The sequence below is a fragment of the Candidatus Accumulibacter necessarius genome (assembly GCF_036625085.1).
In genome coordinates, this window is the sequence record NZ_JAZKUM010000005.1 from 255,730 (window position 1) to 275,356 (window position 19,627).

The following is a 19,627-nucleotide window of genomic DNA, read 5'->3' on the forward strand; positions in this document are numbered from 1 at the left end:
CGGAAGCCGAATTGTAAACACATTAGGGCGAAACCGCGCTGCGCCGTCCTGCGGCGCAAATTGGACAACCTGAGCTATGGCCGTCGGCTGCCGTTATAATCAGGACTTTTTTCTGATTGCAAAGGATTGCCATGCATTTGCGCAAAATTCTCCCGGCCGCGCTGGCGCTTGCTCTCGCCGTGCCGTTTTCTTCATTGACGGTTGCGGCACCGACAGAAATCGAGCTGTCGCATCAACTTGACGAAGAACGCGCCGAGCGCCTCGAGAAACTGGTCGAGCGTTTCAACTCGCGGCAGAAGGATACCCAGGTCAAGGTGGTACGCCGCGTCCAGGGCGATGCGCCCAAGGACCTCAATCTGGTGACGCGTGAGGAGCAGGCGCGCTTTATTGCCGCCAAGAGTGCCTTCAAACCGCTGCACCAGGTGATGAAGGACGAGAATGTGCCCTTTGACGGTAGCAAGCTGGCACCCGAGTTGCGTGTCGGCCTGGCCGATGCCAAAGGGAATCTGATCGCGCTGCCGGTCGGCCTGTCCACCCCGATCCTCTTCATCAACAAGGCCGCTTTCCGAAAGGCCGGTCTTGACCCGGAAAAGCCGCCGAAGACCTGGGCCGAAATGCAGGTCGCGGCTGACAAGCTGTTCGACGCCGGTAGCACGTGTCCGTACACCACCTCGTGGCCGGCCTGGGTGCACATCGACAACCTCAGTTCCTGGCATGGCGTCGAGGTGGCGGACGCGAAGGGCAAGCTGAACTTCAATGGTCTGGTTCAGGTCAAGCACACGGCGATGCTCACCACCTGGGCAAAGGCCAGGTTCTTCGTCTCGTTCGGTCGTCGCGACGAGGCGGACAACCGCTTCGCAGCCGGCGAGTGCGGCATGCTGACCAGTTCGTCTTCGCTCAGCGGCGCGCTGCGCGATAGCCGCAAGCTGGAGATCGGTGTTTCGTCGCTGCCGTATCACGACGATGTGCAGGGCGCGCCGAAGCAGACGCTGGCGGGGGGCTACTCGTTGTGGGTGGGCGGTGGCCAGAAGCCGGCCGAATACAAGGGGGTGGCCCAGTTTGTCAGTTTCCTGCTGGAGCCTGACCTGCAGGTGGAACTCACAGCCGCCTCAGGCTTCCTGCCAATGACCTCGGCTGCCCGTGCCGCGGCGGGCAGCAAGCTGTTGAAAGCTGATGTTGCTGGCCTCAATGTCGCCTACGCTCAGCTGCAGGGCCCGGGTGCGCTGCGTGCACTGCGCGTTTCCGAGATCGAGAAGGTGCGGATCATCGTCGAAGAGGAACTCGAGGCAGCCTGGTCCGGCAAGACGCCAGCCAAGCAGGCGCTCGACGTCGCTGTCGAGCGTGGCAACGTCATCCTGCACGCCGCAACGGCAGCGAAGCCGGCAGCGAAGCCGGCAGCGTCGAAGAAGTGATTGCTCCGCAGCTCGGCTGGCCCCTGCCGCGCGTCTTTGCGCACCGCTGTGGCGGTGCGCTGGCGCCGGAGAATACCTTGGCCGGGCTGCGGATCGCCGCCCGGCTTGGCCTGCGGGCGGTCGAGTTTGATGTGATGCTGTCAGCCGATGGTTCGCCGTGGGTGCTGCACGACGAAACCCTGGTCCGGACGACTGACGGCTTCGGTCGGGTGTGCGAAACCGACGATGCGCAACTGCGCTGCCTCGACGCCGGTGCTCACCAGCATCCGGCGTTCGCCGGCGAGCCGGTGCCGACGCTGGAATCGGCAGCGGTCGCGTGTCGCCAGCTGGGTTTGCTGGCCAACGTGGAGATCAAGCCGGCAGCCGGTTTCGAGGCGCTGACCGGCGAGGTGGTGGCGCGCAGCGTCCGGGCGCTTTGGCCCGGCGACGATCTGCCGCTGGTGTCGTCTTTCTCGGAAATGGCCCTGGCGACTGCACGCGCGGCCGTGCCCGAGTTGCCGCTCGGTTGCCTGTACGAGCGTCCGCCGTCCGACTGGCTGGCGCGCGTCAGGCAGTTCGGGGCCGTGACCCTGCATTGTGATGCCGCGTTTCTTGACGACGAAGTGCTGCGGGAAGCACTCGCCGGTGGTATTCCTGTCCTCTGCTACACGGTGAATGATCCATCAATCGCCGCCGCGCTTTATCGGCGGGGCGTCGCGGCGGTGTTCAGCGACCGCATCGACTGCCTGGTCGACGACTAGTAGTTCGTGCCGTCAATAAGATTACAAATGAAATTGATGCATTCTCGTGCAAGGCAAGGCGCAAACCACAGCCATAGCCGTAGCTATGGCGAGGATTTGCAACGCCGCATGGCGCGAGAAGGCGCGATTTCATGTAATTGGTTTGGCGGAACGAACTACTAGCTCGGCCCATCGCCATCGAGCGGGCAGCGCCGGTCACGGTTTCACCCCCTTTGCGCCCGGAAGCACCGGGCCGACAGCGCTCAAGGCGTTGCGGCCGGGTGATTGACCGGTTGCGAATCCGACTTTCAAGTTAGAATCGCAGCTCTTTGAACGAGCCCCGAACCGGGATGGACCACGATGAAAAGCGCTGAAATCCGCGAGAAGTTCCTCAAGTTCTTCGAATCCAAAGGGCACCAGATCGTTGCCTCGAGTTCGCTCGTGCCGCATGCAGATCCGACGCTGCTGTTTACCAACGCGGGCATGAACCAGTTCAAGGACGTTTTTCTGGGTTTCGACAAACGACCCTACCTGCGGGCGACGACCTCGCAGAAGTGTGTGCGCGCCGGCGGCAAACACAACGACCTCGAAAACGTGGGCTATACCGCGCGCCACCATACCTTCTTCGAGATGCTGGGCAATTTCTCTTTCGGTGACTACTTCAAGCTCGATGCGATCCGCTACGCCTGGGAACTGCTGGTCGAGGTGTACCAGTTGCCGCCCGACCGGCTGTGGGTCACGGTCTATGCCGAAGACCAGGAGGCCTATGACATCTGGACACGCGAGATCGGCGTGCCAGCGGAGCGGGTGGTGCGCATCGGAGATAACAAGGGCGCGCGCTACGCCTCCGACAACTTCTGGATGATGGGTGATACCGGCCCCTGCGGACCGTGTACGGAAATCTTCTACGACCATGGTGAAGGCATCCCCGGTGGGCCACCGGGATCGCCTGACGAAGACGGCGACCGTTACATCGAGATCTGGAACAACGTCTTCATGCAGTTCAACCGTGACGAGGCCGGCGTCATGCATCCGCTACCGAAGCCCTCGGTGGACACCGGCATGGGCCTCGAGCGCACGGCCGCGGTTCTCCAGCACGTCCATAGCAACTACGAGATCGATCTGTTCGTCCGCCTGATCGCCGCCGCCGCGCGTGAAACCTCGTCTGCCGACCTAGCCAGTCCTTCCTTGCGGGTGCTTGCCGACCACATCCGCGCCTGCGCGTTCCTGGTCTCCGACGGCGTGATCCCGGGCAACGAGGGACGTGGCTACGTCCTGCGGCGGATCATCCGGCGCGCGATCCGGCATGGCTACAAACTCGGTGCCCGCACGGCCTTCTTCCACCGCATGGTGCCCGACCTGGTTGCCGAAATGGGTGCTGCGTATCCCGAACTGGCCAGCAACCAGGCGCGCGTGACCGAGGTGTTGCGGCAGGAAGAGGTCCGCTTCTTCGAGACCATAGAGCACGGCATGAGCATCCTCGAGGGCGAACTCGCGGCGATGGCCGGCCAGGGTGTTTTCAACGGTGCCACCGCCTTCAAGCTGCACGATACCTTTGGCTTCCCGCTCGATCTGACGGCCGACGTCTGCCGCGAGCGCGGTGTCAGCGTAGACGTCGCCGCTTTCGATGCCGCGATGGCGCAGCAGAAGGAGCAGGCGCGCGCCGCCGGCAAATTCAGGATGGCCACGGCGCTCGACTACGACGGACCGGCGACCAATTTCCATGGTTACGAGGCGCTCGAATTCGGCGGCAAGGTCCTGGCGCTATACCGCGATGGCAGCCCGGTCGAGCAACTGAAGGAGGGCGAACTCGGCGTCATCGTGCTCGACGAGACACCGTTCTACGCCGAATCCGGCGGTCAGGTCGGCGACCGCGGGCTGCTGCAGGGCGCGCAGGGCATCTTTGCGGTCGAGGACACGCAGAAGATCCAGGCCGCCGTTTTTGGCCATCAGGGGGTCGTCAGGACTGGCCTGATCAGCGTTGGCGACGGTGTTTTGGCCAGGGTGGACGTGCAGGCGCGTGCCCGCACGGTGCGCAACCACTCGGCGACGCATCTGATGCACAAGGCCCTGCGCGAGGTGCTCGGCGGCCATGTGCAACAGAAGGGTTCGCTGGTCGATGCCGAAAAGACGCGTTTCGACTTTGCCCACTCTGCTCCGATGAGCGCTGAAGAAATTCGCCGCGTTGAAGTCATCGTCAACAACGAGATTCTCGCCAACACGGCGGCCCAAGCGTGCGTCATGCCGATCGAGGAGGCCCAGAGGTCGGGCGCGATGATGCTCTTTGGCGAGAAGTACGGCGACGAGGTGCGCGTGCTGACCATCGGTTCGTCGAAGGAACTCTGCGGCGGGGTCCATGTGAAGCGGAGTGGCGATATCGGCCTGTTCAAGATTGTCGCCGAGACCGGCGTTGCTGCCGGCGTCAGGCGCGTCGAGGCGGTGACCGGTGAGACGGCACTGGCGCTCGTGCAGCAGCAGCAGGCGATGCTGGCTGACGCTGCGGCTGCCTTCAAGGCGCCAGTTTCCGAGGTGCCGGCCAAACTCGCCCAGGTGCTCGACAATGTGCGCACGCTGGAGAGGGAACTGTCACGCATCAAAGCCAGACTGGCCTCGGCGCAGGGCGACGAGCTGCTGGCACAGGCCGTCGACGTCAAGGGTGCCAGGGTGCTGGCCGCGGTCATGGACGGCGCCGACGTGAACGCCCTGCGCTCAACGATCGACAAGCTGCGCGACAAGCTTAAGAGCGCTGCCGTCGTGCTCGCTTCGGCCAGCGACGGCAAGGTGACGCTGATCGCCGGCGTCACCCCTGATCTGACCGGTAAGATCAAGGCCGGCGAACTCGTCAACATGGTCGCCCGTCAGGTCGGCGGCAAGGGTGGCGGTCGTCCGGACATGGCGCAGGCCGGCGGTAACGAGCCGGCGCATCTGCCGGCGGCGCTGGCATCAGTGTGCGCCTGGGTCGACCAGCGGCTTTGAGCAAGCAGAAAAGCGAGCCGGCATCGGCGATGCAGCAAGGGACAAGTGGATGGCCTGCTCGGTCCCGTCAGCCCTTCCCACCAACGGTGGGTCGGGGAGAAGTCTCCCTCCCCTTGAAGGGGAGGGAGGTGGCAACGTCGTCGCGAGTCGCGACGAACCCTTTCGATTGCGCCTGATGCAGCACTTTGCCAGTGACAACTACGCGGGTATTTGCCCGGAAGCGCTGAGCGCCCTGCTGGCGGCCAACGATGGCCATGTCCGCTCATACGGCGAGGACCCATGGACGCTGCGCGTCGCCGATCGCTTGCGCGAGCTGTTCGAAACCGATTGCGACGTGTACTTCGTCTTCAACGGTACGGCGGCCAATTCCCTGGCCCTGGCGGCGCTTTGCCAGCCCTACCATAGCGTCATCTGCCACCAGCTGGCGCACGTCGAGACCGACGAATGCGGCGCGCCGCAGTTCTTCTCCAATGGCGCCAAGCTGCTGGCGGTCGCCGGGGAGCAGGGCAAGCTGACGCCGGCGTCGATCGCTGAGGTGGTCACCCGCCGGACCGACATCCACTATCCGAAGCCGAAGGTGGTGACGCTGACGCAGGCGACCGAGGTCGGCACCGTGTACCGGCCGGACGAGCTGCGCGCGATCGCCGATACGGCGCGTGCGCATGGCCTGCGCGTGCATATGGACGGCGCGCGCTTTGCCAATGCCGTTGCCGGTCTTGGCGTCAGCCCGGCCGAGGTGACCTGGCGCGCCGGCGTCGATGTCTTGTGCTTCGGTGGTACCAAGATGGGCTTGCCAGCCGGCGAGGCCGTTGTTTTCTTCGATCGCAAGCTGTCGGATGATTTTGCCTATCGCTGCAAGCAGGCCGGTCAACTCGCTTCGAAGATGCGCTTCCTGTCGGCGCCGTGGCTCGGCATTCTCGAAGAGGGCGCCTGGTTGCGCCACGCCGCGCATGCCAACGCGATGGCACGGCGGCTGGCGGCCGGCCTGGCGGAAGCTACCGGCTGGCCAGCGCTGTTTCCGGTGCAGGCGAACGGCGTTTTCGTTCACCTGCCGAGCCGTGTGGAGGCCGGCCTGCGCGAGCGCGGCTGGTTGTTCTACAATTTCATCGGCGCCGGTGGCGCGCGCTTCATGTGCGCCTGGGACACGGCACCCGAGACAGTCGATCGTCTGGTCGCCGACATCCGCGAGCTGGCGACCGGTTCCGAATGAGCGACTGGCGCTTCTGTCCGCTGTGCAGCGCCGGGCTCGAGACGCACGATGTTGGTGGCTTGCCGCGACTGATCTGCCGGGCCCGGTGCGGCTTCGTGCATTGGGACAATCCGGCGCCGGTGCTGGCGGCGCTGGTCGAATACGATGGCCGCATCCTGCTGGCGCGCAACCACACCTGGGCAGCCGGTGCTTTCGGCTTGATCACCGGCTTTCTCGAACGCGATGAGGCGCCGGCGGCTGGCGTTGCGCGCGAGGTCAGGGAGGAACTGGGTCTGGAAACCGACGCGGTGACGCTGATCGGCGTTTATCCCTTCGCCCGCAGGCACGAGGTGATCATTGCCTATCATGTCCTGGCGAATGGCGAGATCCGTCTCAACGAGGAGCTCGCCGAATTCCGCCTGATTGTCCCCGAAAAGCTCAAGGCCTGGGATTTTGGCACCGGACTGGTGGTCCGTGACTGGCTGGCGCGTCGCCGGGTGGGGTCATAGCGGACTGGTGCAATAGAGATCTGAGTCATAAGCGCTTAGACTTTCGCTATCACCTGAGGGTTGTGTCGATGGGCAAATTCGTTCAGGCCGAGACTCCCGCGAGCTTTGGGGCCCGCTTGGCCGAGTTTCGCAAGGTGGCAGGATTCACGCAGGTCGAGCTGGCCGGAGAACTGGGTATCTCGCAGCGCTTGCTGGCAATCGAGAAGTTAGACGTGACCGAGAAGCGCCAGTTGCTCCAGTTGCTTGACGCCTTCATCGAGCGCGGGCAGTGGAAGCGCAGAGCACAGGCGGGCGGGGCGCGGTGACGTTCTTCGCCTTCGATTGGGATGCCAACAAGGCGCGGACCAATCTCGCCAAGCATGGGATATCGTTCCGCCTGGCCACGTCGGTGTTCCGCGATCCGTTGGCGCTGACCATCTTCGACGAGGAGCGCAGCGACGACGAAGACCGCTGGGTAACGCTGGGCCAGGCGCAGAACGGGCAGGTGCTGGTGGTGGTCCACACCAGCGATGACGTGCGCAGAACAGAATTGCACATCCGCATCATTTCGGCGCGGCGCGCCGATCCGGCGGAAGTGCTCAACTATGAACAGACGCCGCGTTAGCGGCCAAGGGTGACCCGATGAAGGACAGGTACGATTTTAGCAAGGGCGTGCGTGGCAAGTTCTACAAGCCCGATGCCGTCTTCCGGCTACCGGTCTATCTCGACGAGAAGGTGCAGGACTATCTCGCCGCCAAGGCCGACGCCAAGGGCGTCGAGCTTGCCGACTTGGTGAACGACATGCTCAGGAAGGATATCGAGCTCATCGAGATGGCCAAGTAGCCAACTCGACGACGACCGCCCGCAAGCAACAGGTGATCATTGCCTATCATGTCCTGGCGCACGGGGAGTTCCGGCTGATTGCTCGCGAAAAACTCAAGGCCTGGGATTTTGGCACAGGACTGGTAGTCCGTGACTGGCTGGCGCGTCCCCGGGTCGGATCATAGCCGACGGGTGCAATCACTGTGCGACTCTGCTGGTCAGAGAGTCGCTCATTGCACGTCCAAAGGCGTATCGTCACCCGGCATCCGGGTATCGCGGCCATGCTTGTGATCATGCAGTCGTCCAAGGGTGCCTTCGACCAACCGGATCAGCTTCTCAGTCGCCCCGTCAACGGCTTGGTGCACGCTGGCAGCATGTGAAGTGACGGCAAGGGGATGGTAGCTCTCAAGACGAGCCTCCATCATGCAGCGCTTGTCGTTCTGTCCTCCCTGCATCTCTTTCGTTGGCCCGTTTTCATCGCTCAGATGCACTTCAACGCGCGTAATGTGATCGCTGAGGTGGCTCAAGCCATGTTCGACGACCCTGCGAACGTGAGCGGCCAGCGCTTCATTGCCTGCAATATTGTGGTCGGTATTGATCTGGATTTGCATGCTGTTCTCCTTGTGTTGGTCATGGGCTCAAGACCCGTGGGATGGCGGTGAAGGCTTGGGTTCGACCACCTGTTTCGCAGCTTCGACCGCCGCCGTTTGTGATTGAACGACCACCGTGGTGCAGAAGCCGGCAAGCTGTTGAAGCACGCTCTGCACCGCCCGATTGGCCGAAACGACGCCGCCGTAGGGATCCGCAGTCGCGGTTGCAACGTTCTCATCGAAGACGCGCGACGCCAGCACCCGGCGCGTTGTGCTGTCGACGATATGGGCGCGTAGCGTGAAACGGACGCGACTCGGCTGGCTGCTGAAGTCCTGCTGCAGGCGAAGGATCTCGGTGTCGAGCCTCAGTTCGCCAGCGGCAGCGGTCGGCGCCAGGAGAACGGAGCGGAAGGTCCCGCTGCTCTCGATCACGGCGACGATCAGCGGCGCCAGCATGCGCGCCGGGGTGTCGACCCACTCACTATGAGCAAAATAGTCGAGCCTGTGGGCCTCGCGGACGTAGATGATGCGCCGGCTGTCGAAGCCCGCTGCCGCCTGTGGGGGATTGACGATCAATGTTGGCGCGCCGATCGAGCCGGCTGCCCGAGCCGTTCTAGCGCTTTCGCTCTCGCCGCTCGCGCTGTCGAGCGAGTAGAAGGCAGGCGGCAGCGTCGCCGGCGAACGGAGCGCACTGCAGCCGCCGATCAAGGTCAGCAGCACGCCGATGTGGCACAGCAGGCCGACTCTTGCGATGGACCAAGGGATCATGGCTGTCGTGCTCCTGTTGATGAGGATTCGCCGGGCCCGTCTGGTACCGGCCGGTGACCGAAGAGGAGGCCCGACGGATTACGTTCGGTTTGCTCGGCAAGGCGCCGCAGCGAGGTCGACAACACCGAGAGTTCTTCAAGCAGCCGCTCCAGTTGGGGCAGCGTTTCCGTGCTGAAGCGCTGCAGGTCGGCGCCGACCGCGTCGACCGTCTTGCCCGCGCTGGCGCTGGTGCGGGTGACCGCCGTCCCCATTTTCCCGACGGCGTCGGCGCTGCGTCCGATGCGATCGAGCGTCGGTCCGATCTGCGCGGTTGCGCGTGAGGTGTTTTCAAAAGTGCGGGCGGCATCGATGATGCCCGCATCGAGCGCGTCCTTGCGTGCGGCGATGGTGTGTGCGACCAGGGCCATATCGGCGAGCGCGCTGGCGAACGCAGTCCGGTTTTCATTGCTGAGCAGGGCATTGATGTTGTTCGACAGGCTGTCCACCTTGGTCAGCACGGTGGTGAGCACATTCTCCAGTCGCGCACTGAGCGATGGCTTGGTGCGAATCACCGGATACTCGCTTCCTTCGCTGGCGAGCAGTGGCGGCGCATCGCGCGTGCCGCCACTGAGTTCGACATAGGCGATGCCGGTCAAACCCTGTGTCTTCAGGACCGCGACGGTGTCTTCCCTGATGGGCGTGCCGCGCTCGATCGCGAACAGCAGGTTCACCTGTTCCGGATTGCCTGGGTCCAGACGAATCTGTCGAACCTTGCCGACGTCGACGCCGTTGTACTTGACCGGTGCGTTGAGATTGAGACCGGCCACCGACTCGAAGACGATCGCCCGATAGATGTCATGGCTTTTCTGGAAAGCACCGCCCGAGGCGAACCAGAGAACGCCGGCGACAAGCACCGAGCCGAGGACGAGGACGAATGCACCGACAAGCGGATAGTTCACTTTGGTTTCGATGATGGCCTCACGATCTTTGTGCCGCAGCCAGGTGTTCTTCCTGTTCCTGCGCCGCTCGCCCGCGCGGCCCGTCGAAGAACATGCGGATGGCGGGATGGTCCATGTGCGAGAGCTCGGACATCGAGCCAATCCCTTGCACCTTCCCCTCGCCGAGAACGACGACGCGGTCGGCCACCTGCCACAACAGGTCAAGATCGTGCGTGATCATGACGATGGTCAGACCAAACAGGTCGCGTAGCTTGCCAACGAGCTGGTCGACGCCGCCGGCGCTGTCGGGGTCGAGGCCGGCGGTTGGCTCGTCGAGAAACAGCAATTCCGGGATCGAGTGCCAAGGCGCGGGCGAGCGAGGCGCGCTTGATCATTCCGCCACTGAGCTCTGCCGGATACTGCGCGCCGACCTCCGGCTCGAGGCCGGTGATGGCGAGCTTCCAGGCCGCGATTTCGTCGATCAGGCGGTCGTCGAGCCGGCTGTGCTCGCGCAGCGGCAGCCCGACATTCTCCTTGACCGTCAGCGAGCCGAACAGGCCGCCATGCTGGAACATCACACCCCAGCGCTGGCACAGCGCGTGTGCCGCATCATCGCTGATATTCTCCAGGTCGACGCCGAGCACCCGGATTGAACCCGAGTCCGGGCGCTGCAGCAGGATCATTTCCCGCAGCAGCGTCGACTTGCCGGAGCCGCTGCCGCCAATCAGCGCCAGGATCTCTGAACGCCGCACCTGGAGGTCAATTTGCGAATGTACGACATGTTCGCCGAAGCGCGTCGAGACCTTGCTCAGTTCGATGACCACGTCCGTCGCCTGCCTGTCACTGCCCACCTCAGAGGTCCAGTACACTGAAGGCGACGGAGAACAGGGCATCGGCGACGATCACCAGGAAAATCGACTGAACGACGCTGCGTGTGGTCTGGCGGCCGACGCTGTCGGCACCGCCACGGGTGCGAAAACCGTGAAAGCAACCGACCACGGCGATGATGAACGCGAACACCGGTGCCTTGCAGACGCCGACCAGATAGGCGGTGACGCTGACTGCCTTGACCAGGCGGTCGAGAAACTCGCCGAAGCCGACTCCCAGTTGTGCGCGCGCCATGAGCATGCCACCGAACACGCCGAGCAGGTCGGCGAAGACAGTCAGCAGTGGCAGCGCGATGGACAGGGCGAGGACCTTGGGCAAAACGAGCAGGTCCAGCGGGGCGATGCCGAGCGCGCGCAGGGCGTCAATTTCCTCGTTCACCGACATCGTCCCGATCTGCGCCGCATAGGCCGAGCCCGAGCGCCCGGCAACGATGATGGCCGTCATCAGCGGCGCGAACTCGCGCAGCATGGAGAGCCCGACGAGATCGGCAATGAAGATGTTGGCGCCGTACTGCCTGAGCTGATCGGCGCCCTGATAGGCGACGACGATCCCGAGCAGGAAGGAAAGCAGCCCGACGATGGGCAGTGCGTCGAAGCCGGCGCTGCGCAGGTTGGACAACATGGGCCGCCATCTAAATCGCACCGGATGCGCGAGGCATCTGGTAAAGGCCAGCGCAATCTCGCCGACAAAGCCGAGCAGTGCCATGCCTTGTTCGAGGCTGCCGGCAGCGCTTCGGCCCAGGTGTTCGAGATGTGATGAAGGGACAGATGAAACCGGGAGGAGGGCGCTTGTGACCGGCACTTGAGTCGATAGATCCTTCCCCACCATTGCAAGCAGTCTGGCGAACTCCGGGCGGAAGTCACGCAGGTGGACGGCGCTTCCCGCAGCACGCAGCTGACGCAGAAGCTTTTGCAGGACCCAGGCACCAGCGGTGTCGAGTGCTTCGATGCCGGCACAATCGACCACCACTCCCGATCCGGCTGGTGCGGACAGTGCCGCGAGTCGTGGAGCGAGGGTACCGAGCCCGCGCGCCGTCCAGGCTCCCGACAGCGCGAACTCCTGTGGCGCTGCCTGGGCGATTGCGGCGGGTGTCGTCAACAAGGTGTTCATGGATGATGAGCACGGTAGACGATACGCTTTTCCCCTTATGTACGGAGGCGCACAGAATGCCACCACGGACGGATCAACGATGCCTTGGTCGCCGAACGACGCTTATGTACGCCAGCGCACATACGGCCAGCCCGGTTCGAGGGAGAATTTTCAAGGAGATAAACGCGGGTAACCGGGATCCCTGACCCGACCCGGGTGGCGTCGCTGAAGCTGCATTCACGGAGAACGAGATGCTGGTGACCTTTGCAACCGATGCTCATGCCGATATCACCCTATGCGGGGATGTCGCGCTGGCGATGCTGACGATGATGGAACATCACGAAACCGTTCCCGGCGCGATTCTGGCGGAGGACGTTCCGGTGGCCCTGGGCCAGCTCACAGCCGCGATCGATGCACAGAAGGCCTCGCCGTCAGCTGAGGACAAGGGTGCGGATCATCCGGTGGCGGTCAGCACGGATAATCAGGCGCTGCCATTGATTGATCTCCTTGCAGCCGCGGCAAGGGCCGGATCCTACGTCAGGTGGCAGTACGAAGTCATGCGGGAGCAAGACGAAGTCGATTGGCGGCGAAGCCCGCTCAGCTGATGATCCTTGTTCATCTGCACAGACTCGTCAGGACCTACGTTTGCCTGTGCGCTGGTCAGGCGGCAGGGTGTTCAGCGCCGGCGAAGACAAATCCGGCGCCCTGGAAAGAAGAATTCAACCGTGGACACGCCGACGCTTTTCACGGAGCGCGTCAAAGGTGGAGGAGATGGTCGCGATGACAATCAAACCAAAGGATTTCCAGGTACAGGAAGGCGACAAGGTCGAACTGGACAAGTGGCCGACCGAGGTGCCTCCGGCTTACCCATCGACAAAGGCGTACCAGACACTGCTCGACGAACAGGTGGACGAACTGAGTGACTTGCAACGCTTGCTCTACGCGTCCAACCGCCATGCAGTGCTGCTGATTTTTCAGGCCATGGACGCGGCCGGCAAGGATGGCGCCATTCGCCATGTGATGTCAGGCGTCAACCCCCAAGGCTGCCAGGTGTTCAGTTTCAAACACCCGAGTGCCGCCGAACTCGAGCACGATTTTCTCTGGCGTACCTCGCAATGCCTGCCGGAGCGCGGCCGGATCGGCATCTTCAACCGATCATATTACGAGGAGGTGCTGATCGTGCGGGTCCATCCGGAGATTTTGCGTGGTCAAGGCCTGCCGGATGCAGATATTGACGAAAAAACGATCTGGCGAGAGCGCTATCGTTCCATCCTCGACCTGGAGGCGCATCTTTTTCGCAACGGCACACGCATCATCAAGTTCTTCCTGCACCTTTCCCGGGAAGAACAGCGCAGGCGCTTTCTCGAGCGCATCGACGAGCCCGACAAGAGCTGGAAATTCAGTCTGGCCGACATCGAAGAACGGGCTTTCTGGCCACAGTACATGCAGGCCTATGAAGCGTGCCTGAGCGCGACCAGCACGAAAATCGCCCCCTGGTATGTGGTGCCCGCCGACGACAAGAGGAATGCGCGGCTGATCGTTTCGCGCATCATTCTGGAGACCTTCAAATCGCTCAGGATGCGCTACCCGGAATCCGGCGCCGAGCGCCAGCAGGAATTGCTCGCGATCCGCCAGCGGCTGATGGCGGAAGAACCCGGAAGCTGATCCCGTCCGCCGATGGCTGGCCCACCGAATGTCGGACCCCGGGCCGCTCACCCGATTCCCGCCACCGGATCGGCGGCCGTCGGCAGTGCGGTGGCTGCGCCCTTGCGGCTGATCGCTTCGCTGACGACCAGCGTAGCGCAACATCGCCGGCTGGGTCGGACCCCCGCCGTCTGCGCAGCAGGTGACCGGTATCGTATGATATGGCTTTGAGCAGAGCCGGCCCCCGGGTCGGTTCTGCTCGTCAACAACGGCCGCCGGGATGCCGGATGACCGCCCACGGACGAGGGAAAGAAGCCGGGATGACGAAGCGACTGACTATCTGCCTGAGTGTGGTCCTTGCCACCACAATGACCTCCCCGGCAGCGTTTGCCTATGACGAAGCGAGAGCGGTCGATGATTGCGTGCAAAAGATCCGCTACTCGGATTCCCGATATTCGCGGGCTCATGAAACGCGGGCCGAAAGGACCGCTCATCATTCCTACAAGGTGAGCGGCTTGATCCGGTCCGGCGACGACAGGGATCATCGTTTCACCTGCCGCATCGATAATCGTGACGTAGTCAGTTGGAGGGTCGATCAGCACAACGCATTGTCCGGTGATGATGGCAGCAATTCGGCCCCTCTGGTCGGCGCGGGCGTCCTCGCCCTGATCGCCATTGCCGCTATCGCCGGCAACCAGCGCGACATGGAACGTGGAGAAAAGCGCAGCTCGTATGACCGGGGCGAGACCTCGCCTTTCGACGATATTCGATACCTGACGAGGGAGTGCGCGCGCGAAGTCCGTTTCCAGATCGAGCGGGATCACGGTGAGGTCCGCGAACTGGAACTGACCTATCCGCACTTGCGTGACCAAACCCTGAGCGGAGATGGCCGGGTTTCCTTCGAACGAGGCGGTTACCGCGAGCTTTCCTTCAGCTGTGACTTCGACCGCCGGGGCAACATTGACGACGGGTACTACAGCTATCGTGGCCGCTGAGGCCGAGACTCCGGCGGCGCGGCGAACCCGACCGCGTGCACGTTCCCGCGCCTTCTCGGCCAACGCCGTCGGGGTGAGGCAGCATCCCTTTGGCCGCGAGAGGAATCGGCACAATGAATCGCTTCAAGGTGATCACGGTCGCCGTTACTCTGCTCGCCCTGTTGGCGGTGCCGGTTGTCAACCGCAGGATCCGTGCCAGCCTGGCCGCCCCGCGCCTGCGGGAGACCGGCGTCCCCGATGGCCTGCCCTGGCGCGAGGTGCACATTCCCACCCAGCGCGGCAAGACCCTGTTCGGCTGGTTCATTCCGGCCAGCGAAGCCGCACCGGCGCTCGCCGTCGTCCACGGTTGGGGAGGCAATGCCGAGATGATGCTGCCGCTGGCAGGGCCGTTGCATGCGGCCGGCTATAGCGTGCTTTTCTTTGATGCGCGCAGCCACGGGCGCAGCGATGGCGACAGCTTCGCTTCCCTGCCGCGCTTTGCGGAGGATCTCGAGCATGCGGTCGACTGGTTGCAGGGGCAGCGCGAAGTCGATGCCAGCCGCGTCGGAGTCATCGGCCATTCGGTTGGGGCAGGTGCTGCGCTGCTGCTGGCTTCCCGCCGGCCGGATCTGGCCGCTGCTGTGAGCCTGGCCGCCTTTGCTCATCCGGCTGGCATCATGCGGCGCTGGCTCAAGCTGAAACGGATTCCCTACTGGCCGTTGGGCGCCTACATTTTGCATTATGTGCAGTACGTCATCGGGCACCGCTTCGACGACATTGCCCCCTGTTACACCATTCGCTCGGCAAACTGTCCGGTCCTGCTGGCGCACGGCACCGACGACCAGATGGTGCCGGTCAGCGAAGCGCAGGAAATCTACGCCAACCGCCGTGATGAGCGGGTTCATCTGTTGCTGATGCCCGGTAGCCACGACGAATACGGTGAAATCGAGCGTCACATCGGGACGGTGATCGGCTTTCTCGACGCTGCCATGCGCGACTCGTCCGGTGAGCCGTGGGTGCTGCCAGAAACGGGAGAGACACAGTGAAAAGAAGATACTGGGCCATCCTCGTCCTGCTTCTCCTCATTGGCCTGGACTGGTACATCCGTGCACCGGATTCCCGATCGCGCGAACTGACGGCAGCCATCGAGGCGCAAGCCAGCGCGAAACTGAAAAGCTATCCTTATACCTTCCGGGTCATGAAAGTGAACGGCGAAACGGCGATCATGAGTACCCCACGGAACGTTGAGGTGCCGGCGTCCAGGGCGCTTGGCGTGCTCTTTCCGGGACTCGACACCAAGGATCCGAATGATCCGCCTTTCATTGCCGCCCAGCGGTTGCTCGGAGAAGTGCAGTCCGAGGCTCGCTCCATTGTGCTCTCCGAGCACGGTATCAGGGAAGTGCGGTGGGAACTGGACCGCGACTGGCTCACCGCGCATCACATCGAAGTGCCCCGCAAATAGCCGGCAGGTGGCGATTTCTGTCCGGCTCATGGCGGATCACAAGCAGCGAGAAGGGATGGAATCCTGATGAACCAGGAAGACCTGTGGAGTAGTCGCTACCGGGATGCCGGCGAGCAATACCTGTTCGGTACCGAGCCGAATCGCTTTCTCGCGCATCGGCTTGGCCTCCTGCAGAATGGCCGGACTGCGCTGTCGGTGGCCGATGGCGAGGGCAGGAACTCGGTCTGGCTGGCCGAACAGGGGCTGGAGGTCAGCGCGATTGAAATCTCTCCGGTGGCCATCGACAAGGCCCGACGGCTGGCCGCTGGTCGCCAGGTCGATGTCCGCTTCCTGCTGGCCGACATGCTCGGGCCGGAGTGGCCACCGGCAGAACTGCACGACACCTTCGACTGGGTGATTGGCATCTTCATCCAGTTCGTCGGCCCAGCAGAAAGGGAACGGCAGTTTGCGGCGATGAAGCAGCTGGCTCGTCCGGGCGGGCGCATCCTGCTGCAGGGCTACACGCCGAAGCAGCTCGACTACCGCACCGGCGGGCCGTCCGCCGTCGAAAACCTGTACACTGAAGAACTGCTGCGCGCCGCCTTTGCCGACTGGAAGATCGAGGAACTTGTGGCCTACGAGGACGAGATCTCCGAGGGCATGGGGCACAAGGGCCGCTCGGCACTGATTGGCCTGGTGGCGCGCAAGCCCTGATCGGGCGGTACCGGTTTGCCTGCCATCCCGGGAAAAGAGGAATTCAGCTGCCAACGCTCGAACCACTCGTTCAGCGGGCGGGTTCCACCCAGGCCGGCGAGCCTGTGGTCGATCGCATCATGGTTGCCCCACACCACGTCTGCCAGGTTGCCGTCGGTTACGCGGGCTTCGATTTCGTGGCAGTAAAGTCCGCGGTTGCGCTGCACGTAAAAGCCATAGGTACGACAGGCCACTGGCCGTTGGGCATAGACCGGGCAGGCGTTGGTGGTCTGGTCCAGCAGCGGGCAGACGATGGGGCGCCACGGCTGGCCGACCAGGGCGCCCAGGTCGCGGCTGATGGCCTGAAGGCGCTCTGGCGACAGCGCCGCCAGGCCTTCTCGCAGAAAACGCCATTCCGCCGCCGTCAGTTGAGGGATTTCCGCCAGGCGCCGACAGCAACCGGCGCAGCCCTTGCCGCACAGCCATTCCGGGTGCGCTTCCCGGATCGCTTGAACGCGCTCGTCGATATCGTGCTGGAGTCGGGACAGGGTGTTCAGGCACAGGGTGGTCATCTTCTGGCTCCGATCATCGTGGAAAGCCAAGGGCTGTGGCGCGGATCAGGTCGACGCAATTTGGCTCCCATCGGCAGGAAGAAAAGGCAGGCGGGTAGAACGGTCATACCCGCTTGTCTGCTTCGCGAGTCACCTGCCCAACACTGACCGACAAGTGGCACTCAGCCTACGAACTTGAATCGCCGCTGTCAATCTTCCTGACCTGTCAGATGACGGGCACGTCGGCGATCTCCGCGCAGGCTGACGAGGCACGAACCATAACTGCCATTCGCGGGGGAGGAGGCGGATTCAACCTCGGGAACGCCTTTACTGTTGCTCGGAGAAACAAGAAGGGCCGTCAGATTGACGGCCCTTCGACTGGTTCAGGTGCTGCGAAGCCTATGCGCGCACCCGGCGGCGAAGGCCTGCCAGACCGGTGAGTGCTATGCCGAGCAGGGCGAGCGAACCGGGTTCCGGGGTCGGGTTGGGGTCGATGGGCTGGAAGGTGTCACGGAACTCCCAATTCACGATGTCGTGAAAGCCGCCGGCGGATCCAGTCCCGGACGTGAATCCCACAAATGCGTTGGTCTGGCCCAACTCGGCAACCAGATCCGCGGTGCGGGAGAGCGTCGCGGCGACGGGGCGGGCATTGGTCTGAGAAAGACGCACCTCGATCAGGTCGTTAACGCCATCGTAGTCAACCCAGGCAAACCAATCGCTCCCGTTGTTCATGCGCGTCCCTATCGGCTGGGTGGAGCCATTGAAGTTGCCACCGAGGTTGATGCCGATATGGTTGCCGTTGGGGTCGTTGAGTCCCGGCCCGTTGTCCCATGTATCTAACTCGACGCCGACGCTCTTCGCAATACCGAGATACCCGATACCCCCGCCAATACCTCCGGCCGTGTTGGCTACCGTCTGTACGACGAAGACGATGCCGTCGGCGCCCTGCCCGTCACCGTCGGAGATCCCTTGCGGGTTGCTGATGTTGAACGTGAATTTGGTGCTGAACGAGGCCTGGTTTGCCAGGTTGATGGAATTGGTCAGGAAAGCGCTGCCGCTCTGATTCAGGTTGTTCGTCAGACGCAGAACCTTCCGGTTGCTGGCATCGGTTACCGGATCGGCGATGGCAGCTGTGGCGCCATTCTGTTGAAAAGCAGAGAGGTCCGAAAAGTCGCCATAAGTGACCGTCAGCGCGCTCGCCGGCCCAATGGACATGGCCGCTGCGATGCCGGCGACCGTTGTAATGATTTTTTTCATGGGTTGCTCCAAGGTTTGTCTGAAATGGCTTGGTAGATGTGCGTAATGCCCTGTCTGTATCTCTACGATTCAATGCGGCGGGTGAGTGTCGCTAACCCGGCGAGACAGTTGACCCTGCGGGCTCAGTCCTGCGATATTGAGACACTTACCAAGAAGCAATGTCCATGCCAACCTTGACGATGAACAAAAATATAGAGCTAAATCAGTCAATTAAATGGATCTTGGCGACGGCAAAAGTGAGCAGAAGGGCTCGCGTGTAAAAAATGTCGACACATTTCGCCAACTGGTAGACTCTGGTTCGAGGGCGGTCTCAAGCACGTGACGGCACTGGTGGAGGTCAAAGGGGAAGATCGACAGAGGTGATCTTGAATGTCCCTTTTGAGCTGCCGGCAGACCCGGTCAGCTCCAAGTTTGCGGCTTTTTGCTGTTCGTTTGGCTATGGCGACCGCGCCGGGTCGTCTTGCGACCCCGTTACCGTATTGCTCGGCCGTTCGGATTTGGACGGGGCCATCGCCGGGTAAACCTCGATGCCCCTGTCGGGACGAACGAGGGGCAGGTCCCTTACGTACCCTATCCCGCATCTTTCTGTGCGAACCGGACCCACTTCGTGGGCAAGACCCGGGGTATGCGCGCCAGCGTACCGACGGCGTGCGCCGGTTCTCGTAGTCTTATTGCCAACGGTGTCGGGTTGACCTCGGAGGCTTGCCCTCGGGCGGTTTCTGCCAGTCAGCCTCGTTCCGTTCCCGCTGTCGCGATGGCCCGATCAGCCGACGCCCCACACGACCACTGGAAGCTGATCATCTCCGGGGGATTGCTCACCATCGCGTGGGTGGTTCCACCAGGCCAAGCAGAAGGAATCATCATGAACTACTCGAACCTGATTGCCGCAACACTGACGACGCTCGCGTTGAGCGCCTGTTTCACCCTTCCTGCCGGTCCGGCCGGGCCGCAAGGCGCGACCGGTAGCACCGGCGCCACCGGCAACACCGGCAACACGGGCAACACTGGCTATACCGGCGCCACCGGCGACACCGGTGCCACCGGCCACACCGGCGCAACGGGATACACCGGAGCCACGGGCGGTACGGGTGACACGGGCGCCACCGGCAGTACTGGCGCCAGGGGCAACACCGGCGCAACTGGCAAGACAAGCGGTGGCACCACGGTGATCGTTCCCGCTCGCTAGGCTTGCTCGCGGATAGCGCCCGG

The 19,627-nt window shown here is 63.1% G+C and carries 22 protein-coding genes and 1 pseudogene; 16 read left to right on the top strand and 7 right to left on the bottom strand.

Annotation, left to right across the window (positions count from 1 at the left end; genetic code table 11):
- The first annotated feature begins 131 nt into the window (after positions 1-131).
- The 9 genes from V5B44_RS15040 (at position 132) to V5B44_RS15080 (ending at position 7,791) form a co-directional block, all read left to right on the top strand.
- A complete protein-coding gene (locus V5B44_RS15040; protein WP_332359825.1) occupies positions 132-1,412 on the top strand; it encodes an extracellular solute-binding protein in 1,281 nt (426 codons plus the stop codon).
- Positions 1,409-2,152, top strand: coding sequence for a glycerophosphodiester phosphodiesterase (ugpQ, locus tag V5B44_RS15045; protein WP_332359826.1), 744 nt, complete (start codon positions 1,409-1,411; stop codon positions 2,150-2,152). Before V5B44_RS15040 ends, ugpQ begins: the two co-directional genes overlap by 4 nt.
- 339 nt (positions 2,153-2,491) lie before the next feature.
- Complete coding sequence (alaS, locus tag V5B44_RS15050) at positions 2,492-5,107, top strand: alanine--tRNA ligase (protein ID WP_332359828.1); 2,616 nt, start codon at positions 2,492-2,494, stop codon at positions 5,105-5,107.
- A 175-nt stretch (positions 5,108-5,282) separates the two neighbouring features.
- Entirely contained in the window at positions 5,283-6,317 is a 1,035-nt protein-coding gene (locus V5B44_RS15055) for a threonine aldolase family protein (RefSeq protein ID WP_332359829.1), read from the top strand.
- A complete protein-coding gene (locus V5B44_RS15060; protein WP_332359830.1) occupies positions 6,314-6,805 on the top strand; it encodes an NUDIX domain-containing protein in 492 nt (163 codons plus the stop codon). Before V5B44_RS15055 ends, V5B44_RS15060 begins: the two co-directional genes overlap by 4 nt.
- Positions 6,806-6,873: 68 nt before the next feature.
- The gene (locus V5B44_RS15065) at positions 6,874-7,110 is read left to right on the top strand and encodes a helix-turn-helix domain-containing protein (RefSeq protein WP_332359831.1); all 237 of its coding nucleotides are present in this window, start codon (positions 6,874-6,876) and stop codon (positions 7,108-7,110) included.
- Complete coding sequence (locus V5B44_RS15070) at positions 7,107-7,409, top strand: BrnT family toxin (protein ID WP_332359832.1); 303 nt, start codon at positions 7,107-7,109, stop codon at positions 7,407-7,409. The genes V5B44_RS15065 and V5B44_RS15070 overlap by 4 nt, the downstream gene beginning before the upstream one ends.
- 17 nt (positions 7,410-7,426) lie before the next feature.
- Positions 7,427-7,627, top strand: coding sequence for a hypothetical protein (locus V5B44_RS15075; RefSeq protein ID WP_332359833.1), 201 nt, complete (start codon positions 7,427-7,429; stop codon positions 7,625-7,627).
- 32 nt (positions 7,628-7,659) lie between these two features.
- Positions 7,660-7,791: a hypothetical protein gene (locus tag V5B44_RS15080; protein ID WP_332359834.1), complete on the top strand. Its 132-nt coding sequence runs from the start codon at positions 7,660-7,662 to the stop codon at positions 7,789-7,791.
- 45 nt (positions 7,792-7,836) lie between these two features.
- On the opposite strand, the gene V5B44_RS15085 is transcribed toward V5B44_RS15080, so the two are convergent.
- From V5B44_RS15085 to V5B44_RS15105, 5 genes and pseudogenes are all read right to left on the bottom strand, one after another.
- Positions 7,837-8,217 carry an HPF/RaiA family ribosome-associated protein gene (locus V5B44_RS15085; protein ID WP_332359835.1) on the bottom strand — a complete coding sequence of 127 codons (381 nt, stop codon included), beginning with the start codon at positions 8,215-8,217 and terminating at the stop codon, positions 7,837-7,839.
- Between the two features lie 27 nt (positions 8,218-8,244).
- Complete coding sequence (locus V5B44_RS15090) at positions 8,245-8,964, bottom strand: ABC-type transport auxiliary lipoprotein family protein (RefSeq protein WP_332359836.1); 720 nt, start codon at positions 8,962-8,964, stop codon at positions 8,245-8,247.
- Positions 8,961-9,902 carry an MlaD family protein gene (locus V5B44_RS15095; RefSeq protein WP_332359837.1) on the bottom strand — a complete coding sequence of 314 codons (942 nt, stop codon included), beginning with the start codon at positions 9,900-9,902 and terminating at the stop codon, positions 8,961-8,963. Before V5B44_RS15095 ends, V5B44_RS15090 begins: the two co-directional genes overlap by 4 nt.
- A 19-nt stretch (positions 9,903-9,921) precedes the next feature.
- Positions 9,922-10,774 (bottom strand): annotated as a pseudogene (locus V5B44_RS15100) (ABC transporter ATP-binding protein).
- The gene (locus V5B44_RS15105; RefSeq protein ID WP_332359838.1) at positions 10,734-11,879 is read right to left on the bottom strand and encodes an MlaE family lipid ABC transporter permease subunit; all 1,146 of its coding nucleotides are present in this window, start codon (positions 11,877-11,879) and stop codon (positions 10,734-10,736) included. The pseudogene V5B44_RS15100 and the gene V5B44_RS15105 overlap by 41 nt, the downstream one beginning before the upstream one ends.
- 230 nt (positions 11,880-12,109) lie before the next feature.
- On the opposite strand from V5B44_RS15105, the gene V5B44_RS15110 reads away from it, so the two are divergent.
- The 6 genes from V5B44_RS15110 to V5B44_RS15135 all read left to right on the top strand — a co-directional run bounded on the left by V5B44_RS15110 (position 12,110) and on the right by V5B44_RS15135 (position 16,631).
- Positions 12,110-12,463, top strand: a complete 354-nt coding sequence (locus V5B44_RS15110; RefSeq protein WP_332359839.1) for a DUF1840 domain-containing protein — start codon at positions 12,110-12,112, stop codon at positions 12,461-12,463.
- A 175-nt stretch (positions 12,464-12,638) separates the two neighbouring features.
- Positions 12,639-13,523 (top strand): ADP-polyphosphate phosphotransferase, encoded by an 885-nt coding sequence (locus V5B44_RS15115; RefSeq protein WP_332359840.1) that lies wholly within the window; start codon positions 12,639-12,641, stop codon positions 13,521-13,523.
- A gap of 299 nt (positions 13,524-13,822) precedes the next feature.
- Positions 13,823-14,497, top strand: coding sequence for a hypothetical protein (locus V5B44_RS15120; protein ID WP_332359841.1), 675 nt, complete (start codon positions 13,823-13,825; stop codon positions 14,495-14,497).
- A 113-nt stretch (positions 14,498-14,610) separates the two neighbouring features.
- Positions 14,611-15,522, top strand: coding sequence for an alpha/beta hydrolase (locus V5B44_RS15125; protein WP_332359842.1), 912 nt, complete (start codon positions 14,611-14,613; stop codon positions 15,520-15,522).
- Complete coding sequence (locus V5B44_RS15130) at positions 15,519-15,938, top strand: hypothetical protein (RefSeq protein ID WP_332359843.1); 420 nt, start codon at positions 15,519-15,521, stop codon at positions 15,936-15,938. The genes V5B44_RS15125 and V5B44_RS15130 overlap by 4 nt, the downstream gene beginning before the upstream one ends.
- Before the next feature lie 66 nt (positions 15,939-16,004).
- Positions 16,005-16,631 carry an SAM-dependent methyltransferase gene (locus V5B44_RS15135; protein WP_332359844.1) on the top strand — a complete coding sequence of 209 codons (627 nt, stop codon included), beginning with the start codon at positions 16,005-16,007 and terminating at the stop codon, positions 16,629-16,631.
- On the opposite strand, the gene V5B44_RS15140 is transcribed toward V5B44_RS15135, so the two are convergent.
- A complete protein-coding gene (locus tag V5B44_RS15140; protein WP_332359846.1) occupies positions 16,553-17,182 on the bottom strand; it encodes a YkgJ family cysteine cluster protein in 630 nt (209 codons plus the stop codon). The two genes, V5B44_RS15135 and V5B44_RS15140, sit on opposite strands and share 79 nt — an antisense overlap.
- Positions 17,183-17,560: 378 nt before the next feature.
- On the bottom strand, positions 17,561-18,418 hold the full coding sequence (locus tag V5B44_RS15145) for a lectin-like domain-containing protein (protein WP_332359847.1): 858 nt from the start codon (positions 18,416-18,418) through the stop codon (positions 17,561-17,563).
- An 862-nt stretch (positions 18,419-19,280) separates the two neighbouring features.
- Here V5B44_RS15145 and V5B44_RS15150 point away from each other — a divergent pair.
- Complete coding sequence (locus V5B44_RS15150; RefSeq protein ID WP_332359848.1) at positions 19,281-19,604, top strand: collagen-like protein; 324 nt, start codon at positions 19,281-19,283, stop codon at positions 19,602-19,604.
- Positions 19,605-19,627 lie beyond the last annotated feature (23 nt).

Bases quoted from the DNA above. Each gene is read 5' to 3' on its own strand.
- V5B44_RS15075 (WP_332359833.1), top strand. From the start codon at position 7,427: ATGAAGGACAGGTACGATTTTAGCAAGGGCGTGCGTGGCAAGTTCTAC.
- V5B44_RS15140 (WP_332359846.1), bottom strand. From the start codon at position 17,182: ATGACCACCCTGTGCCTGAACACCCTGTCCCGACTCCAGCACGATATC.
- V5B44_RS15135 (WP_332359844.1), top strand. From the start codon at position 16,005: ATGAACCAGGAAGACCTGTGGAGTAGTCGCTACCGGGATGCCGGCGAG.
- alaS (WP_332359828.1), top strand. From the start codon at position 2,492: ATGAAAAGCGCTGAAATCCGCGAGAAGTTCCTCAAGTTCTTCGAATCC.
- V5B44_RS15115 (WP_332359840.1), top strand. From the start codon at position 12,639: ATGACAATCAAACCAAAGGATTTCCAGGTACAGGAAGGCGACAAGGTC.
- V5B44_RS15085 (WP_332359835.1), bottom strand. From the start codon at position 8,217: ATGCAAATCCAGATCAATACCGACCACAATATTGCAGGCAATGAAGCG.
- V5B44_RS15055 (WP_332359829.1), top strand. From the start codon at position 5,283: ATGCAGCACTTTGCCAGTGACAACTACGCGGGTATTTGCCCGGAAGCG.
- V5B44_RS15145 (WP_332359847.1), bottom strand. From the start codon at position 18,418: ATGAAAAAAATCATTACAACGGTCGCCGGCATCGCAGCGGCCATGTCC.
- V5B44_RS15120 (WP_332359841.1), top strand. From the start codon at position 13,823: ATGACGAAGCGACTGACTATCTGCCTGAGTGTGGTCCTTGCCACCACA.
- V5B44_RS15065 (WP_332359831.1), top strand. From the start codon at position 6,874: ATGGGCAAATTCGTTCAGGCCGAGACTCCCGCGAGCTTTGGGGCCCGC.
- V5B44_RS15090 (WP_332359836.1), bottom strand. From the start codon at position 8,964: ATGATCCCTTGGTCCATCGCAAGAGTCGGCCTGCTGTGCCACATCGGC.
- V5B44_RS15110 (WP_332359839.1), top strand. From the start codon at position 12,110: ATGCTGGTGACCTTTGCAACCGATGCTCATGCCGATATCACCCTATGC.
- V5B44_RS15060 (WP_332359830.1), top strand. From the start codon at position 6,314: ATGAGCGACTGGCGCTTCTGTCCGCTGTGCAGCGCCGGGCTCGAGACG.
- V5B44_RS15040 (WP_332359825.1), top strand. From the start codon at position 132: ATGCATTTGCGCAAAATTCTCCCGGCCGCGCTGGCGCTTGCTCTCGCC.
- V5B44_RS15105 (WP_332359838.1), bottom strand. From the start codon at position 11,879: ATGAACACCTTGTTGACGACACCCGCCGCAATCGCCCAGGCAGCGCCA.
- V5B44_RS15125 (WP_332359842.1), top strand. From the start codon at position 14,611: ATGAATCGCTTCAAGGTGATCACGGTCGCCGTTACTCTGCTCGCCCTG.
- V5B44_RS15150 (WP_332359848.1), top strand. From the start codon at position 19,281: ATGAACTACTCGAACCTGATTGCCGCAACACTGACGACGCTCGCGTTG.